Origin of the sequence: Streptomyces sp. NPDC101227 (assembly GCF_044767545.1) — a bacterium.
Lineage (GTDB): Bacteria > Actinomycetota > Actinomycetes > Streptomycetales > Streptomycetaceae > Streptomyces.
The window spans coordinates 201310-219236 of the sequence record NZ_JBIWOD010000005.1 but is presented as its reverse complement, the minus strand read 5'-3'; the positions used below and the strand labels follow the sequence as shown (position 1 = coordinate 219236).

General features: G+C 70.4%; 20 protein-coding genes. 11 read left to right on the top strand and 9 right to left on the bottom strand.

Annotated features, from left to right (window positions below; genetic code table 11):
* Positions 1 to 52: 52 nt before the first annotated feature.
* Together ACIRPT_RS13405 and ACIRPT_RS13400 are read right to left on the bottom strand one after the other, a co-directional pair.
* Positions 53 to 301, bottom strand: a complete 249-nt coding sequence (locus ACIRPT_RS13405) for a hypothetical protein (protein WP_403826372.1) — start codon at positions 299 to 301, stop codon at positions 53 to 55.
* Between the two features lie 206 nt (positions 302 to 507).
* A complete protein-coding gene (locus ACIRPT_RS13400) occupies positions 508 to 1077 on the bottom strand; it encodes a helix-turn-helix domain-containing protein (RefSeq protein ID WP_403826369.1) in 570 nt (189 codons plus the stop codon).
* Between the two features lie 140 nt (positions 1078 to 1217).
* Here ACIRPT_RS13400 and ACIRPT_RS13395 point away from each other — a divergent pair, with 140 nt between their 5' ends.
* On the top strand, positions 1218 to 2075 hold the full coding sequence (locus tag ACIRPT_RS13395; RefSeq protein WP_403826366.1) for an alpha/beta fold hydrolase: 858 nt from the start codon (positions 1218 to 1220) through the stop codon (positions 2073 to 2075).
* Positions 2076 to 2270: 195 nt separating this feature from the next.
* Here ACIRPT_RS13395 and ACIRPT_RS13390 read toward each other — a convergent pair whose 3' ends face one another.
* Both ACIRPT_RS13390 and ACIRPT_RS13385 read right to left on the bottom strand, forming a co-directional pair.
* Complete coding sequence (locus ACIRPT_RS13390) at positions 2271 to 2870, bottom strand: hypothetical protein (protein ID WP_403826363.1); 600 nt, start codon at positions 2868 to 2870, stop codon at positions 2271 to 2273.
* Positions 2871 to 3140: 270 nt separating this feature from the next.
* Complete coding sequence (locus ACIRPT_RS13385) at positions 3141 to 3365, bottom strand: hypothetical protein (protein WP_403499408.1); 225 nt, start codon at positions 3363 to 3365, stop codon at positions 3141 to 3143.
* A 217-nt stretch (positions 3366 to 3582) separates the two neighbouring features.
* On the opposite strand from ACIRPT_RS13385, the gene ACIRPT_RS13380 reads away from it, so the two are divergent.
* The 3 genes from ACIRPT_RS13380 to ACIRPT_RS13370 all read left to right on the top strand — a co-directional run bounded on the left by ACIRPT_RS13380 (position 3583) and on the right by ACIRPT_RS13370 (position 7697).
* The gene (locus ACIRPT_RS13380) at positions 3583 to 4065 is read left to right on the top strand and encodes a MarR family winged helix-turn-helix transcriptional regulator (protein WP_403827073.1); all 483 of its coding nucleotides are present in this window, start codon (positions 3583 to 3585) and stop codon (positions 4063 to 4065) included.
* Positions 4066 to 4085: 20 nt separating this feature from the next.
* Entirely contained in the window at positions 4086 to 6659 is a 2574-nt protein-coding gene (locus ACIRPT_RS13375) for an MFS transporter (protein ID WP_403499411.1), read from the top strand.
* A gap of 195 nt (positions 6660 to 6854) precedes the next feature.
* On the top strand, positions 6855 to 7697 hold the full coding sequence (locus ACIRPT_RS13370) for a YceI family protein (RefSeq protein WP_403826359.1): 843 nt from the start codon (positions 6855 to 6857) through the stop codon (positions 7695 to 7697).
* Positions 7698 to 7803: 106 nt separating this feature from the next.
* Here ACIRPT_RS13370 and ACIRPT_RS13365 read toward each other — a convergent pair whose 3' ends face one another.
* Entirely contained in the window at positions 7804 to 8556 is a 753-nt protein-coding gene (locus ACIRPT_RS13365; RefSeq protein WP_403499417.1) for a helix-turn-helix domain-containing protein, read from the bottom strand.
* A gap of 232 nt (positions 8557 to 8788) precedes the next feature.
* Between ACIRPT_RS13365 and ACIRPT_RS13360 the strand changes: the two genes are divergently transcribed.
* The 5 genes from ACIRPT_RS13360 (at position 8789) to ACIRPT_RS13340 (ending at position 14468) form a co-directional block, all read left to right on the top strand.
* Positions 8789 to 9460, top strand: a complete 672-nt coding sequence (locus ACIRPT_RS13360) for a DUF4097 family beta strand repeat-containing protein (protein ID WP_403826356.1) — start codon at positions 8789 to 8791, stop codon at positions 9458 to 9460.
* 47 nt (positions 9461 to 9507) lie between these two features.
* Positions 9508 to 11790 (top strand): DPP IV N-terminal domain-containing protein, encoded by a 2283-nt coding sequence (locus ACIRPT_RS13355; protein WP_403826353.1) that lies wholly within the window; start codon positions 9508 to 9510, stop codon positions 11788 to 11790.
* 153 nt (positions 11791 to 11943) lie between these two features.
* The gene (locus ACIRPT_RS13350) at positions 11944 to 13065 is read left to right on the top strand and encodes a serine hydrolase domain-containing protein (protein ID WP_403826350.1); all 1122 of its coding nucleotides are present in this window, start codon (positions 11944 to 11946) and stop codon (positions 13063 to 13065) included.
* Positions 13066 to 13263: 198 nt separating this feature from the next.
* Positions 13264 to 13836 carry a dihydrofolate reductase family protein gene (locus ACIRPT_RS13345; RefSeq protein ID WP_403499428.1) on the top strand — a complete coding sequence of 191 codons (573 nt, stop codon included), beginning with the start codon at positions 13264 to 13266 and terminating at the stop codon, positions 13834 to 13836.
* A 257-nt stretch (positions 13837 to 14093) separates the two neighbouring features.
* On the top strand, positions 14094 to 14468 hold the full coding sequence (locus ACIRPT_RS13340) for a hypothetical protein (protein WP_403499431.1): 375 nt from the start codon (positions 14094 to 14096) through the stop codon (positions 14466 to 14468).
* 79 nt (positions 14469 to 14547) lie between these two features.
* Here ACIRPT_RS13340 and ACIRPT_RS13335 read toward each other — a convergent pair whose 3' ends face one another.
* Together ACIRPT_RS13335 and ACIRPT_RS13330 are read right to left on the bottom strand one after the other, a co-directional pair.
* The gene (locus ACIRPT_RS13335; RefSeq protein WP_403826346.1) at positions 14548 to 14766 is read right to left on the bottom strand and encodes a DUF397 domain-containing protein; all 219 of its coding nucleotides are present in this window, start codon (positions 14764 to 14766) and stop codon (positions 14548 to 14550) included.
* Entirely contained in the window at positions 14763 to 15389 is a 627-nt protein-coding gene (locus tag ACIRPT_RS13330; RefSeq protein WP_403499436.1) for a DUF5753 domain-containing protein, read from the bottom strand. Before ACIRPT_RS13330 ends, ACIRPT_RS13335 begins: the two co-directional genes overlap by 4 nt.
* 387 nt (positions 15390 to 15776) lie before the next feature.
* Between ACIRPT_RS13330 and ACIRPT_RS13325 the strand changes: the two genes are divergently transcribed.
* Positions 15777 to 15959: a hypothetical protein gene (locus tag ACIRPT_RS13325; protein ID WP_403499439.1), complete on the top strand. Its 183-nt coding sequence runs from the start codon at positions 15777 to 15779 to the stop codon at positions 15957 to 15959.
* A 14-nt stretch (positions 15960 to 15973) separates the two neighbouring features.
* Complete coding sequence (locus ACIRPT_RS13320) at positions 15974 to 16237, top strand: hypothetical protein (RefSeq protein ID WP_403826342.1); 264 nt, start codon at positions 15974 to 15976, stop codon at positions 16235 to 16237.
* Between the two features lie 218 nt (positions 16238 to 16455).
* On the opposite strand, the gene ACIRPT_RS13315 is transcribed toward ACIRPT_RS13320, so the two are convergent.
* Together ACIRPT_RS13315 and ACIRPT_RS13310 are read right to left on the bottom strand one after the other, a co-directional pair.
* The gene (locus tag ACIRPT_RS13315; protein ID WP_403499443.1) at positions 16456 to 16818 is read right to left on the bottom strand and encodes a hypothetical protein; all 363 of its coding nucleotides are present in this window, start codon (positions 16816 to 16818) and stop codon (positions 16456 to 16458) included.
* Positions 16819 to 17099: 281 nt separating this feature from the next.
* The gene (locus ACIRPT_RS13310; protein ID WP_403499445.1) at positions 17100 to 17882 is read right to left on the bottom strand and encodes a TetR/AcrR family transcriptional regulator; all 783 of its coding nucleotides are present in this window, start codon (positions 17880 to 17882) and stop codon (positions 17100 to 17102) included.
* Positions 17883 to 17927 lie beyond the last annotated feature (45 nt).

Genomic DNA, 17927 nt, shown 5'->3' with positions numbered 1-17927 from the left:
CATCGCCCCCTCCCCGCGCGCGCCGTCCCGGCCGGGCCTCCCGCGCACCGGCCTACACATCGCCGAATTCCACGCCGCAGCCCTCGCCGTGCACCTCGGTGCCCTCTTCGAAGAGGGCGGGCCCGGCGGTGTACGTCGCCACGGCGGTCCCGTCCTCGTTCACCACCGTGATGTGCGGCTGAATCGTCGCCCCCTTGGGGGCTTTGAGCTGGAGGGTGCCGTGCTCCACCTGAAGGGAGAGCAGGGGCCTGGCCGGGTGACCCGCCGCCTCATCGACGGCCGCCGGGAACTCGTCCTTCACACCCGATCACCCTCGCTGTCCGCAGACGGGTACCGGTGGCGCGACCGCGCGCCGGTCGGGCCGCTGACGCCACCCACTGCCGTGTCCTGAACGTCCCATGCCGCGATCGAATCACTTGCGCCCCAAGCCATCGCGCATCGCACCGCGACATGCCCGCTAGAGAACCTGGGGGGAGTAATACCGGACCGCCACCTCGTGGCCGGGGCTCAGCCGCCGTCTTCGGCCCGCTTGCCGGGTGCGCCCGGGGGTGGCGTCCGGGCGGGGAACAGGATGGGGCTGAGCAGGTATCGCATGCGCTCGGGTGAGGGTTCCTGGCCCATCCGGGACGCGATCGCCGCGCGCATCTCGCCGATCATCTCGGTCAGCTCCCCCCGGCTCAGCCAGAGCGCGTGCTGGCGGAAACCCACCAGGTCGGCGGTCGGGTCGGCGCCGTCCTGGTCGAGGTAGACGTTGAACTCCGCCATCAGGGTGGCCATCGCCACGGCGAAGCCCCGGCGGTAGTCGTCCGACGACATCTCCCCGGCCGCGTCGGCGTCGATCACCGCTCGGGCGCGGTGCAGCCGGTACCGGCGCTCAACGGAGCCGCGCACCCGCTGTTCGTCCTCCACCAGCAGCAGCCCGCCGTCGGCCAGGAGGCCGACGTGCCGGTAGACGGTGGCCTTCGATACATCGGGCAGCAGGGCGCAGAGGTCCGTGGTCGTACGCGTTTGTCCGTCGTACATGGCGTGCACGATGCGCAGCCGCACCGGGTGCAGGAGCAGATCAACCGTGTCCATGGACACATGTTCTCAGCTTCGATACCGTTCTCAAACTTGAGAATCTCTGACTGATCGATACGCGAGGGACCCCCATGCCACACCGCCCATCGGCCGCAGCCCGGCCCGGAGCCGCCCCCTCCCCGCCCCCGCTGGGGCGCTTGTATGACGTCCGAGGCCGCCGGCTGATGCTGCACCGCTCCGGCACCGGGGGCCCGTCCGTGGTGTTCCTGCCGGGCGCCGGCCTGGTCGGCCTGGACTACCTGAACACCCAGGACCGGGCGGCCGAGCTGACCACCAGCGTGCTCTACGACCGTGCCGGCACCGGCTGGAGCGACGGGGCCGAACTGCCCCGCACCGCCGCCGAGGTCGCCGACGAACTCCGCGACCTGCTGCGCGCCGCCGCCGTGCCCGCCCCCTATGTGCTGGTGGGCCACTCCCTGGGCGGCGCCTACGCCAGGCGCTACGCGCAGCGCTTCCCCGACGAGGTGGCCGGCCTGCTCCTGCTGGACCCCTTCCACGAGGACCTCCACGACCGAGGACCCCGGGAAGCGCGGGAGAAGCTGGCGCAGATGCACGACCAGGAGGTGCCGGAGGCGACGGAGGAGCAGCTCCAGCAGGCCCGGGAGCAGGCCGCACCGCTCTTCGCGAAGTGGCCGGACGCCGTCCGTGAGCCGCTCATCGAGCATCACCTCGCCTCATGGAAGACCGGCCTGCACGAGGGCCGCAACCTCTACGACGAGGTCGCCGGCGAACTCCGGCACGGACCCGCCCTCCCCGACGTGCCGCTGATCGTGCTCACCGTGCTGGGACACGACGCCACCCAGGCCCAGCTGTGGTCCGAGGAAGCGCTGCGGGAGATCAACGGCGCCAAGGCCGCGCTGCACGCCGAGCTCGCCGCATCCGTCCCGCGCGGCGAGCACCGCACCCTGAACGACGCCGGGCACGGCTGGCTCCACGAGGAGCGGCCGGACTCCGTCCTCCAGGCGATCACGGACCTGCTGCGCGCAGGGGGGTGACACGGGCGCCGGGCAGTCCGGACCCGGTGGCGGTCAGGCCCTGTGGAGCGCCTCGTCGAGGCGGCGCTTGACGACCTGTTCGTACTCGCGGCCCGCCCGCTCGTCTCCGTGCCGGTTGGCGTCCAGGGCCTGTCGGGCGCGGTCCTCGGACTGCCCCGCGCCCGAAGCGCGGAAGGGTGCCCTGTCCGACGGGGCTCAGGGGTGCCAGATCTCCTTGATGGTCTTCACCTTGCCCTCGCCGTCCAGCGTGATGTCGTAGATGTTCCCGGAGCAGGTGTACGGCGCCTTGACGGCGCTCATGTCGGTCATGCAGTCGCTGACGTGGTTCCACAGCTCCCCGACGACCACCGATGTGAAGGAGCCGGGTCCGGTGGACACCTCCGCCTTCACCTCTCCCGGGGAGAACAGGTAGTACTTCGCCGCGCCCTGACCGTGGTAGATCCAGTCGTTGGGCGTACAGGACGGCTCGGCGTCCTTGGCGGTCATCGAGTCCTGCTTCGGAGGCGTGGCGATCTCGATCATCTTGTGGCCGGCCGGCAGCTTCGGCGGCCGGCCGCAGTCGCCGGAGCCGGGAGCACGGGAGGAGTCGTCACCCTGGGCCGGGTCCCGTGACGGCCGAGCCGACGGGGACGGCTGGGCGGACTGCGACGGCTGAGCCGAGGTCGACGGCTGAGCGGAGGCGCCGGGATCCGCGGCATCCCCACCGGGGGCGTCCTCCGGGCCGCAGGCGGTGACGCCGGTTCCGAGCAGGGCGACGAGACCAAGAGTGCACAAAAGACGTCGAGTTGACTTCACGCCAGTTCCCCCGATGGCCGAAAAGTATCGCAATCACGTTTGATTGCTGATGTGTTGTACCCGACGAGACGGGCCGAAGGCCAATCACCGCCGGCCCCGGCGCCCTCGGCGTACGGCACCGCGCTTCACAGCACCAATAAAGCGGCCCCGCTGCCTGTCGACAGCGGGGCGGGAGACCCGCGAGGGGTCATGTCGTGGTCCGGACGAGCCTCGGACCGGTCAGAGTGGGCCCGATGGACCCCAGCGGGCGTACGCGTCGGCGCGCGGCCCCTAGCCCAGCGCCAGGTAGGCCGCCCCCGCGACCACCAGAATCGCGACGATCACGCCCACGATGAGGCCCACGCGCGGCCCGCCCCCGCTCTGCTGCGGCGCCGCCGCGCGGCGGCCCTCGGGGCCCTGAGGGGTGCCGCCCTCGTCCACGAAAGCGCGGAACATCTGGGTGCTGCCCGCCGGGTCGTAGTTGCCGCCGGCCTGGTTCTGGGGGTTGGTCGCCATGGGGAAGGACCCTAGCGAATCGGGCCCCTGAGGGGCACCCCTGGGGCGCGTACCCACATGACCTGCACCTTTACCCCACCGGACGGGGCCGTTGACCTCGACACGGGACAGACTTTTCGTTCGCTTTACCCCGGACGTCCGAAACAAGTTTGCCTTCAGCAACCAACATAATCTATGGTTGCCTCAAGCAACAAAGACCATCAGCGTGGAGGAGCCCGTGGCCGCTCGGAGTCAGTACGAAGAGCTGGCCAGGCAACTCAGTGCCATCGGTGCCGTCAAGCGGGAAATGGGGCGGATGCTGCCCCAGGACTGCCCGCCCGCATCGGCCGGCGTGCTCACCCTCCTCGACCGGCACGGCGAGATGCGGATGAGCCAGCTCGCCGAGCTGCTCGCGATCGACATGTCGGTGACCAGCCGGCACGTCGCCCATGTCGCCGAGCGCGGCTGGATCGAGCGCGAGCCCGATCCGGCGGACAAGCGGTCGCGGCTGCTACGCCTGACCCCGAGCGGCAGAGAGCTCCTCGCGGAGCTCTCCGAGCGCTACACCCAGACCCTCGCCCGGTACCTGGACGACTGGACCGACACCGACGTCGGGCACCTCATCGAGCTGCTCGCCAGGCTCCGCACGAGCTTCGGCGACTGCCGCACCCGGGCCCATCACGACTCTTTCCACCCCCTCACCCGTACACCCGCAGGATGAACAGGAACCAAAGGAACCACATGGCTACGACCACACCAGCAGGTGTGCGGGGCGGCCACGCCAAGCACGGAGGCGGACACGGCGCCTCCGACGGGGCCCCTATGACGCACCGTCAGATCATGGAGGCGCTGTCCGGGCTGCTGCTCGGCATGTTCGTCGCCATCCTGTCCTCAACGATCGTCTCCAACGCGCTGCCCGAGATCATCCATGACCTCGACGGCGGACAGAGCGCCTACACCTGGGTCGTCACCGCCGCGCTGCTGGCGATGACCGCGACCACCCCGCTGTGGGGCAAGCTCTCCGACCTGTTCAGCAAGAAGCTGCTGGTGCAGTTCGCCCTGGTCATCTATGTCGCGGGCTCGGTCGTCGCCGGGCTCTCGCAGAACACGGGCATGCTCATCGCCTGCCGTGTGGTGCAGGGCATAGGCGTGGGCGGTCTGTCCGCCCTGGCCCAGATCGTGATGGCCGCGATGATCTCGCCGCGCGAGCGCGGCCGGTACAGCGGCTACCTCGGCGCCGTTTTCGCCGTCGCCACCGTCGGCGGCCCGCTGCTCGGCGGCGTCATCACCGACACCAGCTGGCTCGGCTGGCGCTGGTGCTTCTACGTGGGTGTGCCGTTCGCGGTCATCGCCCTGATCGTGCTCCAGAAGACCCTGAAGCTGCCCGTCGTCAAGCGCGAGGGCGTCAAGGTCGACTGGGCGGGCGCCTTCTTCATCAGCGCGGCGGTCTCGCTGCTGCTGGTGTGGGTGACGCTGGCCGGCGACAAGTACGACTGGGCGTCGTGGCAGACCGCCGCGATGGTCGGCGGCGCGATCGTGCTCGGCGCGATCTTCGTCTTCGTCGAGTCCAAGGCCAAGGAGCCGATCGTCCCGCTGCGGCTGTTCCGCAACAAGACGATCACCCTGGCCTCGCTGGCCTCGCTGTTCGTCGGCATCGCGATGTTCACCGGCACCGTCTTCTTCAGCCAGTACTTCCAGCTGGCGCGCGGCAAGACGCCGACCATGTCGGGCATCATGACGATCCCGATGATCGGCGGCCTGTTCATCTCCTCGACCGTCTCCGGCCAGATCATCACCAAGACCGGCCGCTGGAAGGCCTGGCTGGTCTCCGGTGGTGTGCTGCTGACCGCGGGCCTGGGCCTGCTGGGCACCATCCGCTACGACACCGAGTACTGGCACATCGCGATCTTCATGGCGCTGATGGGCCTCGGCATCGGCATGATGATGCAGAACCTGGTCCTCGCCACGCAGAACCAGGTCGCCCCCGAGGACCTCGGCTCCGCCTCGTCCCTCGTGACCTTCTTCCGCTCCCTCGGTGGTGCGGTGGGCGTCTCGGCCCTCGGTGCGGTGCTCGCCAACCGCGTCACCCACTACGTCAAGGACGGGCTGGCCGAACTCGGCCCCAAGGCCGCCAAGGCCGCCGCGCACGGCGCCGGCAACAGCGGCGGCGGCATCCCCGACCTGGACGCCCTCCCGGCGCCGCTGCGCACCGTCATGGAGAGCGCCTACGGCCACGGTGTCGGCGATGTGTTCCTGTACGCGGCGCCCTGCGCGCTGCTCGCCTTCCTCTTCACCCTGTTCATCAAGGAGGTCGCGTTGAAGACCCGTGGCGGACTGTCCCAGAGCGCGGAGAAGGCCGAGGCCACCTCGGCACCGGCCACCACCCCTGCCGCCGCCGCGGCACCGGCCGAGGACCGCGAGCCCGCCCTGGTGGGCGCGCCCCTCACCTCGGACGACGACGCCCACACCCCCTCCTGGGCACAGCCGGCCGTCGCGGCGGCCGCCCAGCCGCTGGCCGCGTACGCCTCCGCCGGCGACGGCACCCCGCCCGGCCCCGCCATCCACGGCTTCGTCCGTAACGCGGAGGGCAACCCCGTACCCCGCTCGGCCGTCACGCTGATCTCGCTCAGCGGCCGCCAGCTGGGCCGCGCGGTCGCCCAGGCCAACGGCTCGTACGTGCTGAACGCCCCCGGCGCCGGTTCGTACGTCCTGATCGCCGCGGCCGACGGCCACCAGCCGCAGGCCTCCACGGTCGTCGTCGGCGAGGCGCCCTTCGGCTACGACATCCTGCTCAGCGGCACCAGCGGCCTCGGCGGCCAGGTCCGCAGCGCGGTCACCGGGCAGCCGGTCGACGGTGCGATGGTCGTCGTCACCGACGTCCGCGGCGAGGTGCTGGCCACCGGAAAGACCAACCTCGAGGGCTACTTCGCCTTCGACGAGCTGGCGACCGGCAGCTTCACCATCGCCGTGAACGCCGCCAACTACCGCCCGGCCGCGCTGCCGGTCGAGGTCGGCGGCCAGGGCACGACCCGTATCGAGGTCGAGCTGCTGTCCGGCGCGCGGGTGCAGGGCGTCGTACGGGCCGGTGCCCAGCGCACCCCGCTGCCCGACGCCCGCGTCACGCTGGTGGACGCGGCGGGCAACGTCGTGGCCACCTCGACCACCGGGGGAGACGGCGCGTACGCCTTCACCGACCTGGACGCCGGCGACTACACGGTCATCGCGAGCGGCTACCCGCCGGTCGCCACCGGCCTCGCGGTCGACGCACGCGGAGTCGACGGCTACGACGTCGAACTCGCACATCCGGGGGACTGACCCGGAGCGCCCGGGACGCCGTCGGACGGCGGCCTCCCGGGCGACCAGAACCCCGGCCCGGGGCGCGCTTTGAGCGGAGACGCGTCTCAGGCCGGACCCCAGGGCTCCGGCGGCGGCGCTGCGCACAGGCAGGGGACGGCCTGCACGCCGCCGTCCGGAGCCCGATCACGTACCGAGCAACAAACGGGAGATGCAATGACTTCGAGCGGCGCGGGAGCTGCCGGCCTGCGGGCGCAGGTCCGCACACGGGACGGCTGGGCGGTCCAGCACGCCGTAATGACCGTCACCGACATGACGGGCGCGCAGGTGCTGCGCGCCTCCGCCGACGAGGAAGGCGCCGTCCGCAGCGAACAGCCGCTGCCGGCCGGCCCATACACGGTCATCGTGACCGCCGTCGGCTACGCCCCGGTCGCCTCCAGCGCGATCGTGACGGCGAGCGGCCGGATGGACGTGGGCACGGTCGTCCTGGCCCGCCAGGGCGGGGCCGAGCTGCCGCCGCCCGGCGCCTGGACCATCGACCCGATGCACTCCACCGTGGCCGCGGTCGCCCAGCACCTGGGCATCTCCAGCGTGCACGGCCGGTTCACGGAGTTCAGCGGCCGGATCGAGATCGCCGAGGTCCTGGAGAAGTCGGTGGTCGAGGCGTCCATCAAGGCCGCCTCCATCGACACCGGCAACGGCATGCGCGACGGCCATCTGCGCTCCGACGACTTCCTGAACGTCGAGGAGTACCCCGAACTCACCTACCGCAGCAGCGGCCTGTCCGCGGCCGGCCCGGACCGCTGGACCGTCCACGGCGAGCTCTCCCTGCACGGCGTCGTACGCCCCGTCGACCTCGACCTGAGCTACCTCGGCACCGGCCCCGACCCGTGGGGCGGCGTCCGCGCCGCCTTCCGCGCCACGGCCGAACTGCGCCGCGAGGACTTCAAGATGAACTACAACCAGGTCGTGGCGGCCGGCATCGCGGCCATCGGGACGACCCTGAAGGTCGAGCTGGACATCCAGGCGGTGCAGGGCGAGACCCTGCCGATGGGCTGAGCGGCACCGCGCAAAGCGACGCGCCGGCGAGGTCCGGCGGCGGCCCCCGGCGAGCCCGCCGCCGGACCTCGGGCCGCTGCGGCCCCGTGCCCCACACGACGGCTGACTATCCGCGGTCCGCACTCGGCCCGGCCGTGCCCTCCGAGGTCGTCCCGGGCTTCGTGTGGAGGACTTCGCGGGCCTGGTCCGCGGCGCGGGTGATGCTCTCGGAGACGAATTCGACGAAGCGCGCGATGTTTTCGAGGCGGGCGCCGGCCGGGGTGCGGTGGCCGAGGATGCCGACGCCGTCCCGTGCGGTTTCGGCGAGTTGGGCGGTGCCGCGGGCGCTGGCCATCATCGACTGGTACCAGACGTCGTCGTCGACGACATAGCGCTCGCGACGGCGTTCGTCGCGTTCCCGGCGGACGAGGCCCTGGCTTTCGAGGAACGCGATCGCTTTGGAGACGGACGCCGGGCTGACCTGAAGGCGCTGGACGAGTTCGGACGCGGTGAGGCTGCCCGCGTCGCTGATGCAGAGGCAGGCCAGCACCCGGGCCATCATCTTGGGCGTGCCCGTCTGTATGAGGACGGTGGTGAACGTCTCCTCGTACTCGCGCACCGCCTCGGCGTCGCGCCCGTGGGCCTGCGGGGGCGCCTCGGGGTCCCGCGGCGCGGTCTGCCTGCGCCGGGCGCGTTGTTCGGTGGCCCGGTGGGCCCGGTCGGCGCGGTAGGTGGCGGGGCCGCCGTTGCGCATCACCTCGCGCGTGATCGTCGAGGTCGGACGGTCGAGATGCCGGGCGATCTCCGCGTAGGCGAGGCCGTCGGCCAGTCCCAGCGCGATCTGCCGGCGTTCCTGCTGGGTGAGTCTGCCTCCCGGCATCGCGGTCTCCTTCGTGGTCTTTCCTGGCCCCTGGCGTCGCCAATATAGCGTTCACTCCCACATCATTGCAACGAACACGACGAAGGTCGTTGCATTACCCCTTACCCCGTTGCAATGATTTCTTGCCTGTGACCTGCATTAATGGTGATTACGCGCAACGAACTTGTTGCCGACTTCATAAACGCAACGTAGCTTTTCCCTCATCGGAAACAGCGAGTCCAAGGAGCACACCATGCAGAAGTTCGACACCGCCGCCCCGGTTACCGCCGTCCTCGACATCCCCGCGGGCCACATCCGGTTCATTGCCGCCGACCGGGCCGACACCACGGTCGAGGTCCTGCCCGCGGACGCCTCCAAGAGCCGCGACGTGAAGGCGGCGGAGCGGATCCAGGTCGCGTACGGCGACGGCGTCCTGCGGGTCGAGGCCCCGGCGGCGAAGAACCAGATCCTCGGCAACTCCGGATCCATCGAGGTGACGATCCAGCTGCCCGCCGGCTCCCGCGTCGAGGCGAAGGCGGCCAGCGCCGAACTCCGGGGCGTCGGGCGGCTCGGCGACGTCACCTTCGAAGGCGCGCACGGCACGGTCAAGCTCGACGAGACCGAAGCCGCCCACCTCACCCTCGCCGCCGGCGACGTCTCGGTCGGCCGCCTGGGCGGCCCCGCCGAGATCAGCACCCAGAAGGGCGACCTCCACATCACCGAGGCCCAGGGCGGCACCGTCACCCTGCGCACCGAGCACGGCGACATCTCCATCGGCGCCGCCCGCGGCGTCTCCGCCTCCCTGGACGCCGGCACCACCTACGGCCGGATCCACAACACGCTCCAGAACGCCGAAGGCGCCGCCGCCGGCCTGAACATCCACGCGACCACCTCCTACGGCAACATCACCGCCCGCAGCCTCTGAGCGACACCCCTCGCAACCGAAACCGACACGGGTAAGGGACAAAAAGAATGAGCAGCACTCAGGACTACCAGGCCGCAGAGCAGCTCCTCCGCCGCCCCGCCCGCCCTGGCGAGCTCGTCACCGGCGACAAGGTCAGGCCGCAGTGGATCGATGGAGGCGCCCGATTCTGGTACGCGGTGAGCAATGGCGTCGGCAGACGGTTCGTCCTGGTCGACCCGGCGGCGGGCACCCGCGAGCCGGCCTTCGACCATGCCCCGCTCGCCGCCGCGCTGGCCGCCGCCTCCGGGCAACAGGTCGACCCTGAGGCCTTGCCGTTCACTGCCATCGAACTGGCCCGGAACGCCGTGGAGTTCGACGCGTTCGGCGAGCATTGGCGCTGCCGCCTGGACAGTTACGCCTGCGAACGGGCCGAGTTCACGCCACCGGGCAACCCGCTGGACGTGCCGTCACCCGACAAGAAGTTCGCGGTGTCCCAGCGGGGGCACGACCTGTGGGCGCGCTCGCTGTCCGACGGCCGCGAGTGGGCGCTGACCACCGATGGCGAACCCGACTACCAGTACGGCTCCGGCCCGGACTGCACGAGCAACGGCACCCTGCTGCGCAAAATCGGCCTGCCGCACCTGCCGCCCGCGGTGGCCTGGTCGCCCGACTCGACGAAGGTGCTCGCGCATCGGACCGACGAGCGCGACGTTCGGCAGACCCACCTGGTGGAGGCCAGGCCCGCCGACGGCGGCGCGCCCCTCCTGCGCACCCAGCGGTACGCCCACCCCGGGGACGAGAACATGCCGCAGGCCCAGCTGGTCGTGCTGGACGTCGCCCAGGGCACAGTGGTCCGCGCGCAGGCCGAGCCGCTGCTCATGCCGCAGATGTCGCCGATCACGACCAAGTGGGCGTGGTGGGCTCCGGACGGCTCGGCGGTGTACTACCTCGGCCGGCCCCGCGACCTGCGCACGCTCACCCTGCACCGACTGGACCCGGCCACCGGCGAGGTCACCACTGTTCTCAGCGAGACCGGTACCACCCGTGTCGAGCCCAACCAGTGGATGTACGAGCCGCCGATCGTGCGGGTGCTGGCCGACGAGGTGCTGTGGTACTCGCAGCGGGACGGCTGGGGCCACCTGTACCGGTACGACCTGCGCACCGGAGCGCTGCTCGGGCAGGTCACCTCCGGGCAGTGGGCGGTGCGGCAGATCCTGCGCGTCGACGAGGCCGAGCGGGTGGTCTACTTCACCGCCTCCGGGCTGGTCGAAGAGGATCCGTACCGGCGCACGGTGTGCCGGGTCGGTCTGGACGGCTCCGGCTTCGCCAAGGTCACCGACGACGGTCTGGACCACATCGTCACCCTGCCGGACAACCAGGACCAGGAGTACTTCATCGACTCCGCGTCCACGGTCGACACCCCGCCGGTGACCCGCGTCCGCGACTGGACCGGGCGGGTACTGGCAGAGCTGGAGCGCGCCGACATCAGCAAGCTCACCACCACCGGCTGGACGCCGCCGGAACGGTTCCGCGTCAAGGCGGCCGACGGGGTGACGGACATCTACGGAGTGCTGTACCGACCGCGCGGGTTCGACCCCGCCCAGCGCTACCCGGTGGTGGACAACGTCTACCCCGGCCCGCAGGTCAACCGGGTCGCCCCGTGCTTCGACCCCGGCGGGATGGGCCTCGACGCGGAACCCATCGCGGCGCTGGGCTTCGTGGTGGTGGCGCTGGACGGGCGGGGCACCCCGGGGCGGAGCAAGTCCTTCCACGACGCCTCCCAGGGCCACTTGGCCGACGCGGGCTGCCTGGCCGACCATGTCGCGGCGCTGCGGCAGCTGGCCCGAACCCGGCCGTGGATGGACCTGGACCGGGTGGGCGTGTTCGGCCACTCCGGAGGCGGGTTCGCCGCAGCGCGGGCGATGCTGGACTTCCCCGAGGTGTACAAGACCGGAGTCGCCCTCTCCGGCTCGCACGACGCCCGCTACTTCAACCTGGGCTTCGTGGAGAGCTACGACGGCGCGGACAACCCCGAGGCCTGGGCCCGCACCTCCAACGTGGAGATGGCGGACCGGTTGGCCGGCAAGCTGCTGCTCATCCACGGCGAAATGGACGACCAGGTCCACCCGGACCACACGCTGCGGCTGGCCGACCGGCTCCTCGCCGCCGACAAGGACTTCGAGCTGCTCCTCGTGCCCGGGGCCGAGCACACGTTCATCGACTGCCTGGCCTACGTCCGCAAGCACTGCTGGGACTTCCTGGTGCGCGAGCTGATGGGCACGCAGCCACCCGCCTACCGCCCCGCCCGCATCACCATCGGCCCCGAGTTGCTCGGTGAGCTGTTCGCCTGAGCGACCCAGTAGGCGGGAGCGGGGCTCGGGCAGCCGGCAGGTCGGCGACCAGGCCCGGGTCCGCACGCCCTCGCGCCACGCCGAACACATCCGCCGAGCACATCCGCCGAGCACATCCGCCGAGCACGCCCTGTCCCGAGACAAGGAATGACCATGAGTGAATCCCTCCACCCCGTCAGGAATGACGCCCGGCAGGATCGCCCGGAGCTGCAGAAGTCCATCCAGGCGTTCGTCGGTTCCGGTTTCTCCGGGATGCAGATGCGCGTGCACGACGAGCGGGGCGAGTGGGTCGGCAGCGCCGGGGTGCGCAAGCTGGGCGAGGCCGCCGAGCCGCCGACGAACGGGCGCTTCTGGATAGGCAGCACCACCAAGACCTTCGTCGCGACCCTGGTGTTGCAGCTGGTGGCCGACGGCACGATCGGGCTGGACGACTCGGTGGCCGGCTACCTGCCCGAGCTCGGGCTGGACCGTCGGATCACGGTGCGCATGCTGCTCCAGCACACCAGCGGGCTGTTCAACTACGCAGGCGGCGAGCACTACCCCGACGGGACGGTCGTGCCGGGGATCCCCGCCGCGGGCAAGGAGTGGGTGGACAACCGGTTCCACACCTACCAGCCGGTGGAGCTCGTGCGGTTCGCGTTGTCCAAGCCGGCGCGGTTCGAGCCGGGGACGGACCAGAGCTACGCCAACACCAACTACACACTGGCCGTGCTGCTGATCGAGAAGGTCGCCGGCCACTCGTACGCCGAGGAGATGCAGCGGCGGATCCTGCGCCCGCTCGGGCTGGGGGACACCGTGGTGCCGGGCACCTCGCCGGAGCTCCCCAGTCCGCACGCCCACGGGTATTACCGCTACGAGGACGCCGGCGAGTGGAAGGTGGTCGACGTCTCCCGTCAGAACCTCTCCCTGCTGGTCGGCGCCGGCGACCTGATCTCGACCACCCAGGATCTCCACACGTTCATCTCCGCGCTCCTGGGCGGCAAGCTCCTGCCGGCCCCGCTACTGGCCGAGATGCGCACGCCGCACGGGATGCTCGGCTACGGCCTGGGGCTGTTCGTGCAGGACCTGGGCCCGGACGGCGGCACCATCGTCCACCACAACGGCGGCGCCCCGGGCGGCTACGGGTCGCTGATGATCAGCACGCCCGACGGCAGCAAGACCCTGACCGCCGGGTTCACCACCGGCGACTCCGCAGCCAATCCGGCGCAGGAGTTCCCGAAGGCACTGGACAGGCTCATCAAGGAGGTGTTCGGCAGCGGGCAGGCCGCGGGCTGACGGGCCGAGCCGGGCACGTGTGTGGCTCCCGGGATGACGCGGTGATCGACGCCTCCAGAAAAAACAAGCGACGGCCGATGAGTTTCTCCGCGGTCCGCAGTCAAAATCATGGTCGGTGCGCCGCAGCCGCGAGTGCGGTCGCCGCGCGCACCGGCCTGACCTGCTGAGAACCGGATACGAGACACCGAGGGACCCAAGATGCGCACCCTGATCAGCACTGCCTTCATCTCGCTCGACGGCGTCGTGGATTCCCCGGGCGGCGAGCCCGGTTACCGGAACGCCGGATGGACCTTCAAGGACATCGAGTTCCTCCCCGAGGCCTTCGAGATCAAGGGCCGCGAGCAGAAGGAAGCCACCGCGATGCTGCTGGGCCGGACCAGCTACCAGGCCTTCAGCCCGGTGTGGCCCGACATGGCGGACTTCGCCGACTACAAGGTGATGCCGAAGTACGTCGTCTCCACCACGCTCACCGACGACGACCTGGTGACGAACTGGGGCGAGACCACGATCCTTCGCTCGCTCGACGAGGTCGCCGCACTGAAGGAGACCGACGGCGGTCCGATCATCGTCCACGGCAGCGCCGCCCTGAACCAGAGCCTTTCGGACGCCGGCCTGATCGACCGCTACCACCTGCTCGTCTTCCCGATCCTGCTCGGCGCGGGCAAGCGTCTGTTCAGCGCCACGGACAAGGACGCCCAGAAGCTGAAGCTGGTCGAGCACGAGGCCTACGCCAACGGCCTGCAGAAGAACGTGTTCGACGTCATCCACTGACGAGGCTCCGCACCCGTCCAGCCGTCGCGTGCTACGCCAACGCTTCAGACGGATCCAGACGGATCCAGATGAAGCGGCCTAGCACACGACCGGCTCCCCCGCCTCCCATTTCGGTTCAGATCGAATAGATGGTGCGACCCCGGCGACTCGGGCAAACTGCCTGTCGCGACGGCGAGTACGGCCCCTGCACCGCGTCCGCGGCAGGGGTTCCGTACGGCACGTCGTGCACCACGACCACGAAAACCAGGGGGAACACCATGCGAAAGATCGCCAAGGCCGCCGCGGCCCTCGCCTTCGCGGCCGGCGCGCTGACCGCCACCGCCACCAGCGCCAACGCCGCGCAGGCGGCCGGCACCGTCCACGGCTGCCCGTCCGGAGCCTTCTGCATCTACCCGCAGAACGCCGGCTGGAACAACGACCGCCCGTCGAACACCTACTACTCCTACGGAGCCCACAACCTGTCCAACCAGGTCGGGAACCACATGATCTTCAACAACCAGACCGGCGGCGCGTGGGTACGCACCTGCACCGGCTACAACGGCTCCGGCGACTGCCAGGGCTGGATGGCCGCCGGCCAGTACTTCGTCAAGGACCTGACGCCGATCAACTCGGTACTGCTGGTCAAGCCGTAGCCGGTAGCCCGCAGCCGCCGGGCGGCAGCGAACGCATTCGGGCCGGGCCTCCCACTGGAGGCCCGGCCCGAGCGCCGTCTCACGCGGCGCGGAAGCCGTCCCCCCGCACTCCGCCGACGAACGCCGCCCAGGCGGCGGTGGAGAAGCTGAGCTCCGGGCCGTGCGGGTGCTTTGAGTCCCGGACGGGGATGGAGCCGGTGGGGATGGCAGCGGGAACCCACTCGAGGCAGTCGCTACCGTGCTCCGCACCGCTGTAGCTGGACTTCACCCACTGGCGAGCGGCAGGGTTTGTGGTCACGTCAGTGCCTCCATCTGTCCCCTGATCAGGCGTGCGCTCTCCCGTGTTGAAAGCGCCTCCCCTGTCAGGCCATCGTAGGCACGCAGCGCTTCCCGCACGCGCTCCGGGTCGTCAATAATCGCCACCGTACGGTATGCCTCAACGCAGACAAGGGTCAGATGATTTGGCCCTGTGAGGAACCTGGCCCCGCCATCAATGAACAGATGCGCCTCTGCGTCCAACGGCAGAACCTGAATCCGGATAGCGGCTTTGGCGCCATGGGCCAACAGCGCGGCAAGTTGCCCACGCATGATGTCGCGGCTGCCAATCTGGCGACGGATTACGGACTCGCAGAGTACGGCGCGTACGTCTGGAGGCGCGTCCCGCTTCAGGATGTCTTGTCGGGCCAGCCGGGCGGCGACCTTCGCTTTGATCTCCTCCTCACTGGCGCGTGGAGCCCCGCCGCGGAGAAGGGTGCGGGCGTAGTCCCCGGTTTGCAGAAGACCGGGCACGACCGACGGAGACCACTGCCGGACGACTATTGCCTCCCGCTCCAACGCCACTCCCCGTCGGTATTGCGCCGGGAAAGACTTCGCCACGATCTCCTCGTACAGCCGCTTGAACAGCCCGTCTGTCGAGAACACCTGGTCCAGCAGCGGTGGGAGGTCCGACGGGATCGGACCCCTGCACGTCTCCAGGCGACTGACCGTCGACCTCGACGTCCGGAGCATGCGGGCCAGCTGGCCCTGATTCAGCTGCCGTTCCGGGTACAGCTCTCGTCTGTCGCGGCACTCCTCAGCGAAGCGGCGTCGGGGGTCCGATGCTTCACTCTCGGCCGTATCCCCCAGTCCATCCATAACTCCCCCTGACCACAGCACTGATCACGCACAACGAGTCGGTGTTTCCGCAGGTCAACTGGAGGTGCATATGCCCCACTACTCAAGCCACTGATCGGTCACCGAATAGCCCCAACGCTACTCCTCCTTGAGCCATTCTTGTAATCAACCAGACACATTCAGTGAGGAGTTGGGATGGCTGCCCCTGAGCACGACAACGAGTCGGCCTGCCCCGAATGCGACGACCTCAAGGTCAAACTGGCCGCCGCCTTGAACATCGGCGACCGGTCCGAAGCCGTTGACTACCGCGTACTGCTGCGCCGCCACCCGCGCCATGACGGCGCTCCCGTCCCCAAGACATTCGGGAGCGGGAGCTGAGCTGAGCTGACGACATGCGTGCCCCTACCGTGCGCCGCGCCCTGCTTCGCTGGGTCGGGCGCCTGTTCCCCGGGACCGGGCGGCGCCGCGCCGGCGCCCCGTCGCCCGCGCTCCCTCCCGAACCGCCGCCCCGCCGGAGTTTTCTGCCGGCCCACAAGAGTCCCTACGCCCAAGAGGCCACCGCCGACGCGCCGTTCACGGACGCGGACGCGCTCGGCTCCGTACGTCCCTACGTCCGCGCAGAACGGCACTGGGCCCTCGACGCGGCGGTGGGCTGACATGCCCGAGCCGCCGCCACACCACGCGCCGCCTCCACGCCCCCGCCTGTGCGGGGCCGCCCGGCCCGTGGAGAGCAACAATCCCCGTCCGTGTGCGCGGGCCGAACACCACGCCGGAGACCACGTGGACCGGCAGGGGGTGGCATGGCCCGGCCACAGGTCCGGTGACCAGCCCGCCTTGATGCACCAGGCGCCGTGACACCGCCTGGCCTCGGGACTCAGCCCACCGCGGGGGCGACCCAGAGGAAGTACTCGATCGCTGTCCCGCACAGCAGGCCGGTGGCGAACAGCGCGAAGAGCGCGGGCCGGTTCGCCCGGCGCACCACCGGCGACAGCAGCATCAGGGCCGGTACCGCCAGGCCCAGTGCCGGCCCCGAGATCAGCTGCACCACCAGGGCCACCAAGCCCGCGGATTCGCCGGCGGCGAGCCCGAAGATGCCGACCACCAAGCCGTTGCCCGCGATCATCACGAGCATCGGGGCAGCGGCCATCAGCTGCAACACGCCCCACAGCACCCACGGCCACACCACTTCGCCGGTCGGACGGGCCTGGTGCGGCACGCCAAGGACGGTCTTCGACATACCGCTGCCCTTCCCCCAGGTAGCTCGCGCTGGGCTCGCTGTGCTCGCTGTGCCTTCTGCGCTCACGGATCCATTCTCGGGATCATCCGAGGCCTCGGCCTGAGTACGTCTACTCACCTTGCCGACCGGCGGTTCGGGCATGGCGGTGCCGGTCCAAGGTCCGGTACTCAGAGCTCCACCGCACAGCATCAGCAGGTCCAAAAGCCGCTCGGGGACAAACTCGACCGGGCCCTGCCCGACAGCCGGGCGAGGCAGCCCCAGGGTCTGTCCATCGGACAGACCTAGCCCCGCCCCCGCATCGCCTCGATGCCCGCGAGCTGGAGTTCCAGCGCGATCGTGAAGTCCTGGTCGAGCATCTCCAGCGCGCTGCGGCCCTCGCGGACGGAGGCGGTCCGGTGGGACAGCTCCATCGTCTCGGCGAACTCCTGGCGGCCGGCGAGCGCCGTCATGACCTGCTCGAAGTAGTCGTCGAGGCTCATGCCCGCGGCCCGGCAGCGGGCTTCGTGCGTGGCGCGGATCGTGGCGAAGCCGTAGACGAAGTGGAAGAGGGAGGACAGCGCGCCCGAGGCGCGGTCCGGGTCCAGGCCGGTGCGTCCCATCACCCTCATGGTGGCGTTGGCGAAGGCCATCGAATGCGGGCCGACGTTCATGAACTCGGCCAGCAGCCGGGCCGCCCAGGCGTGGCGCAGCAGCATGTCGCGGTAGCCGGTGGCGAGGACGGTGAGCTGGTCGCGCCAGTCGGCGCCGGCGTCCGACTCGTCGGGCAGGAGCATCTCGCCGGACACCGCGTCCACGGCCAGTTCCAGCAGGTCGTCCTTGGTGTCGACGTACCAGTAGACGGACATCGCGGTGACGCCCAGCTCGGCGGCGAGCCGGCGCATCGAGAACTTCGCCAGGCCCTCGGCGTCCAGCAGCCGGACCGTCGCCGCGACGATCTTGTCGAGGTCGAGTCCGGCCGGCTGGTCCGCCTTGCGTTTGAGCGGGGGGCGTTCGGTCAGCCAGACGCTGTTGGGCCGCGCCGGTCGTGTCGGTCGCTTCCTGGCGCGGCCGTCCGTCGCTGCCATGGCGCCCCTCCCTGGTCGTCGTGCGCGGTCCCGTACACCGTCGAT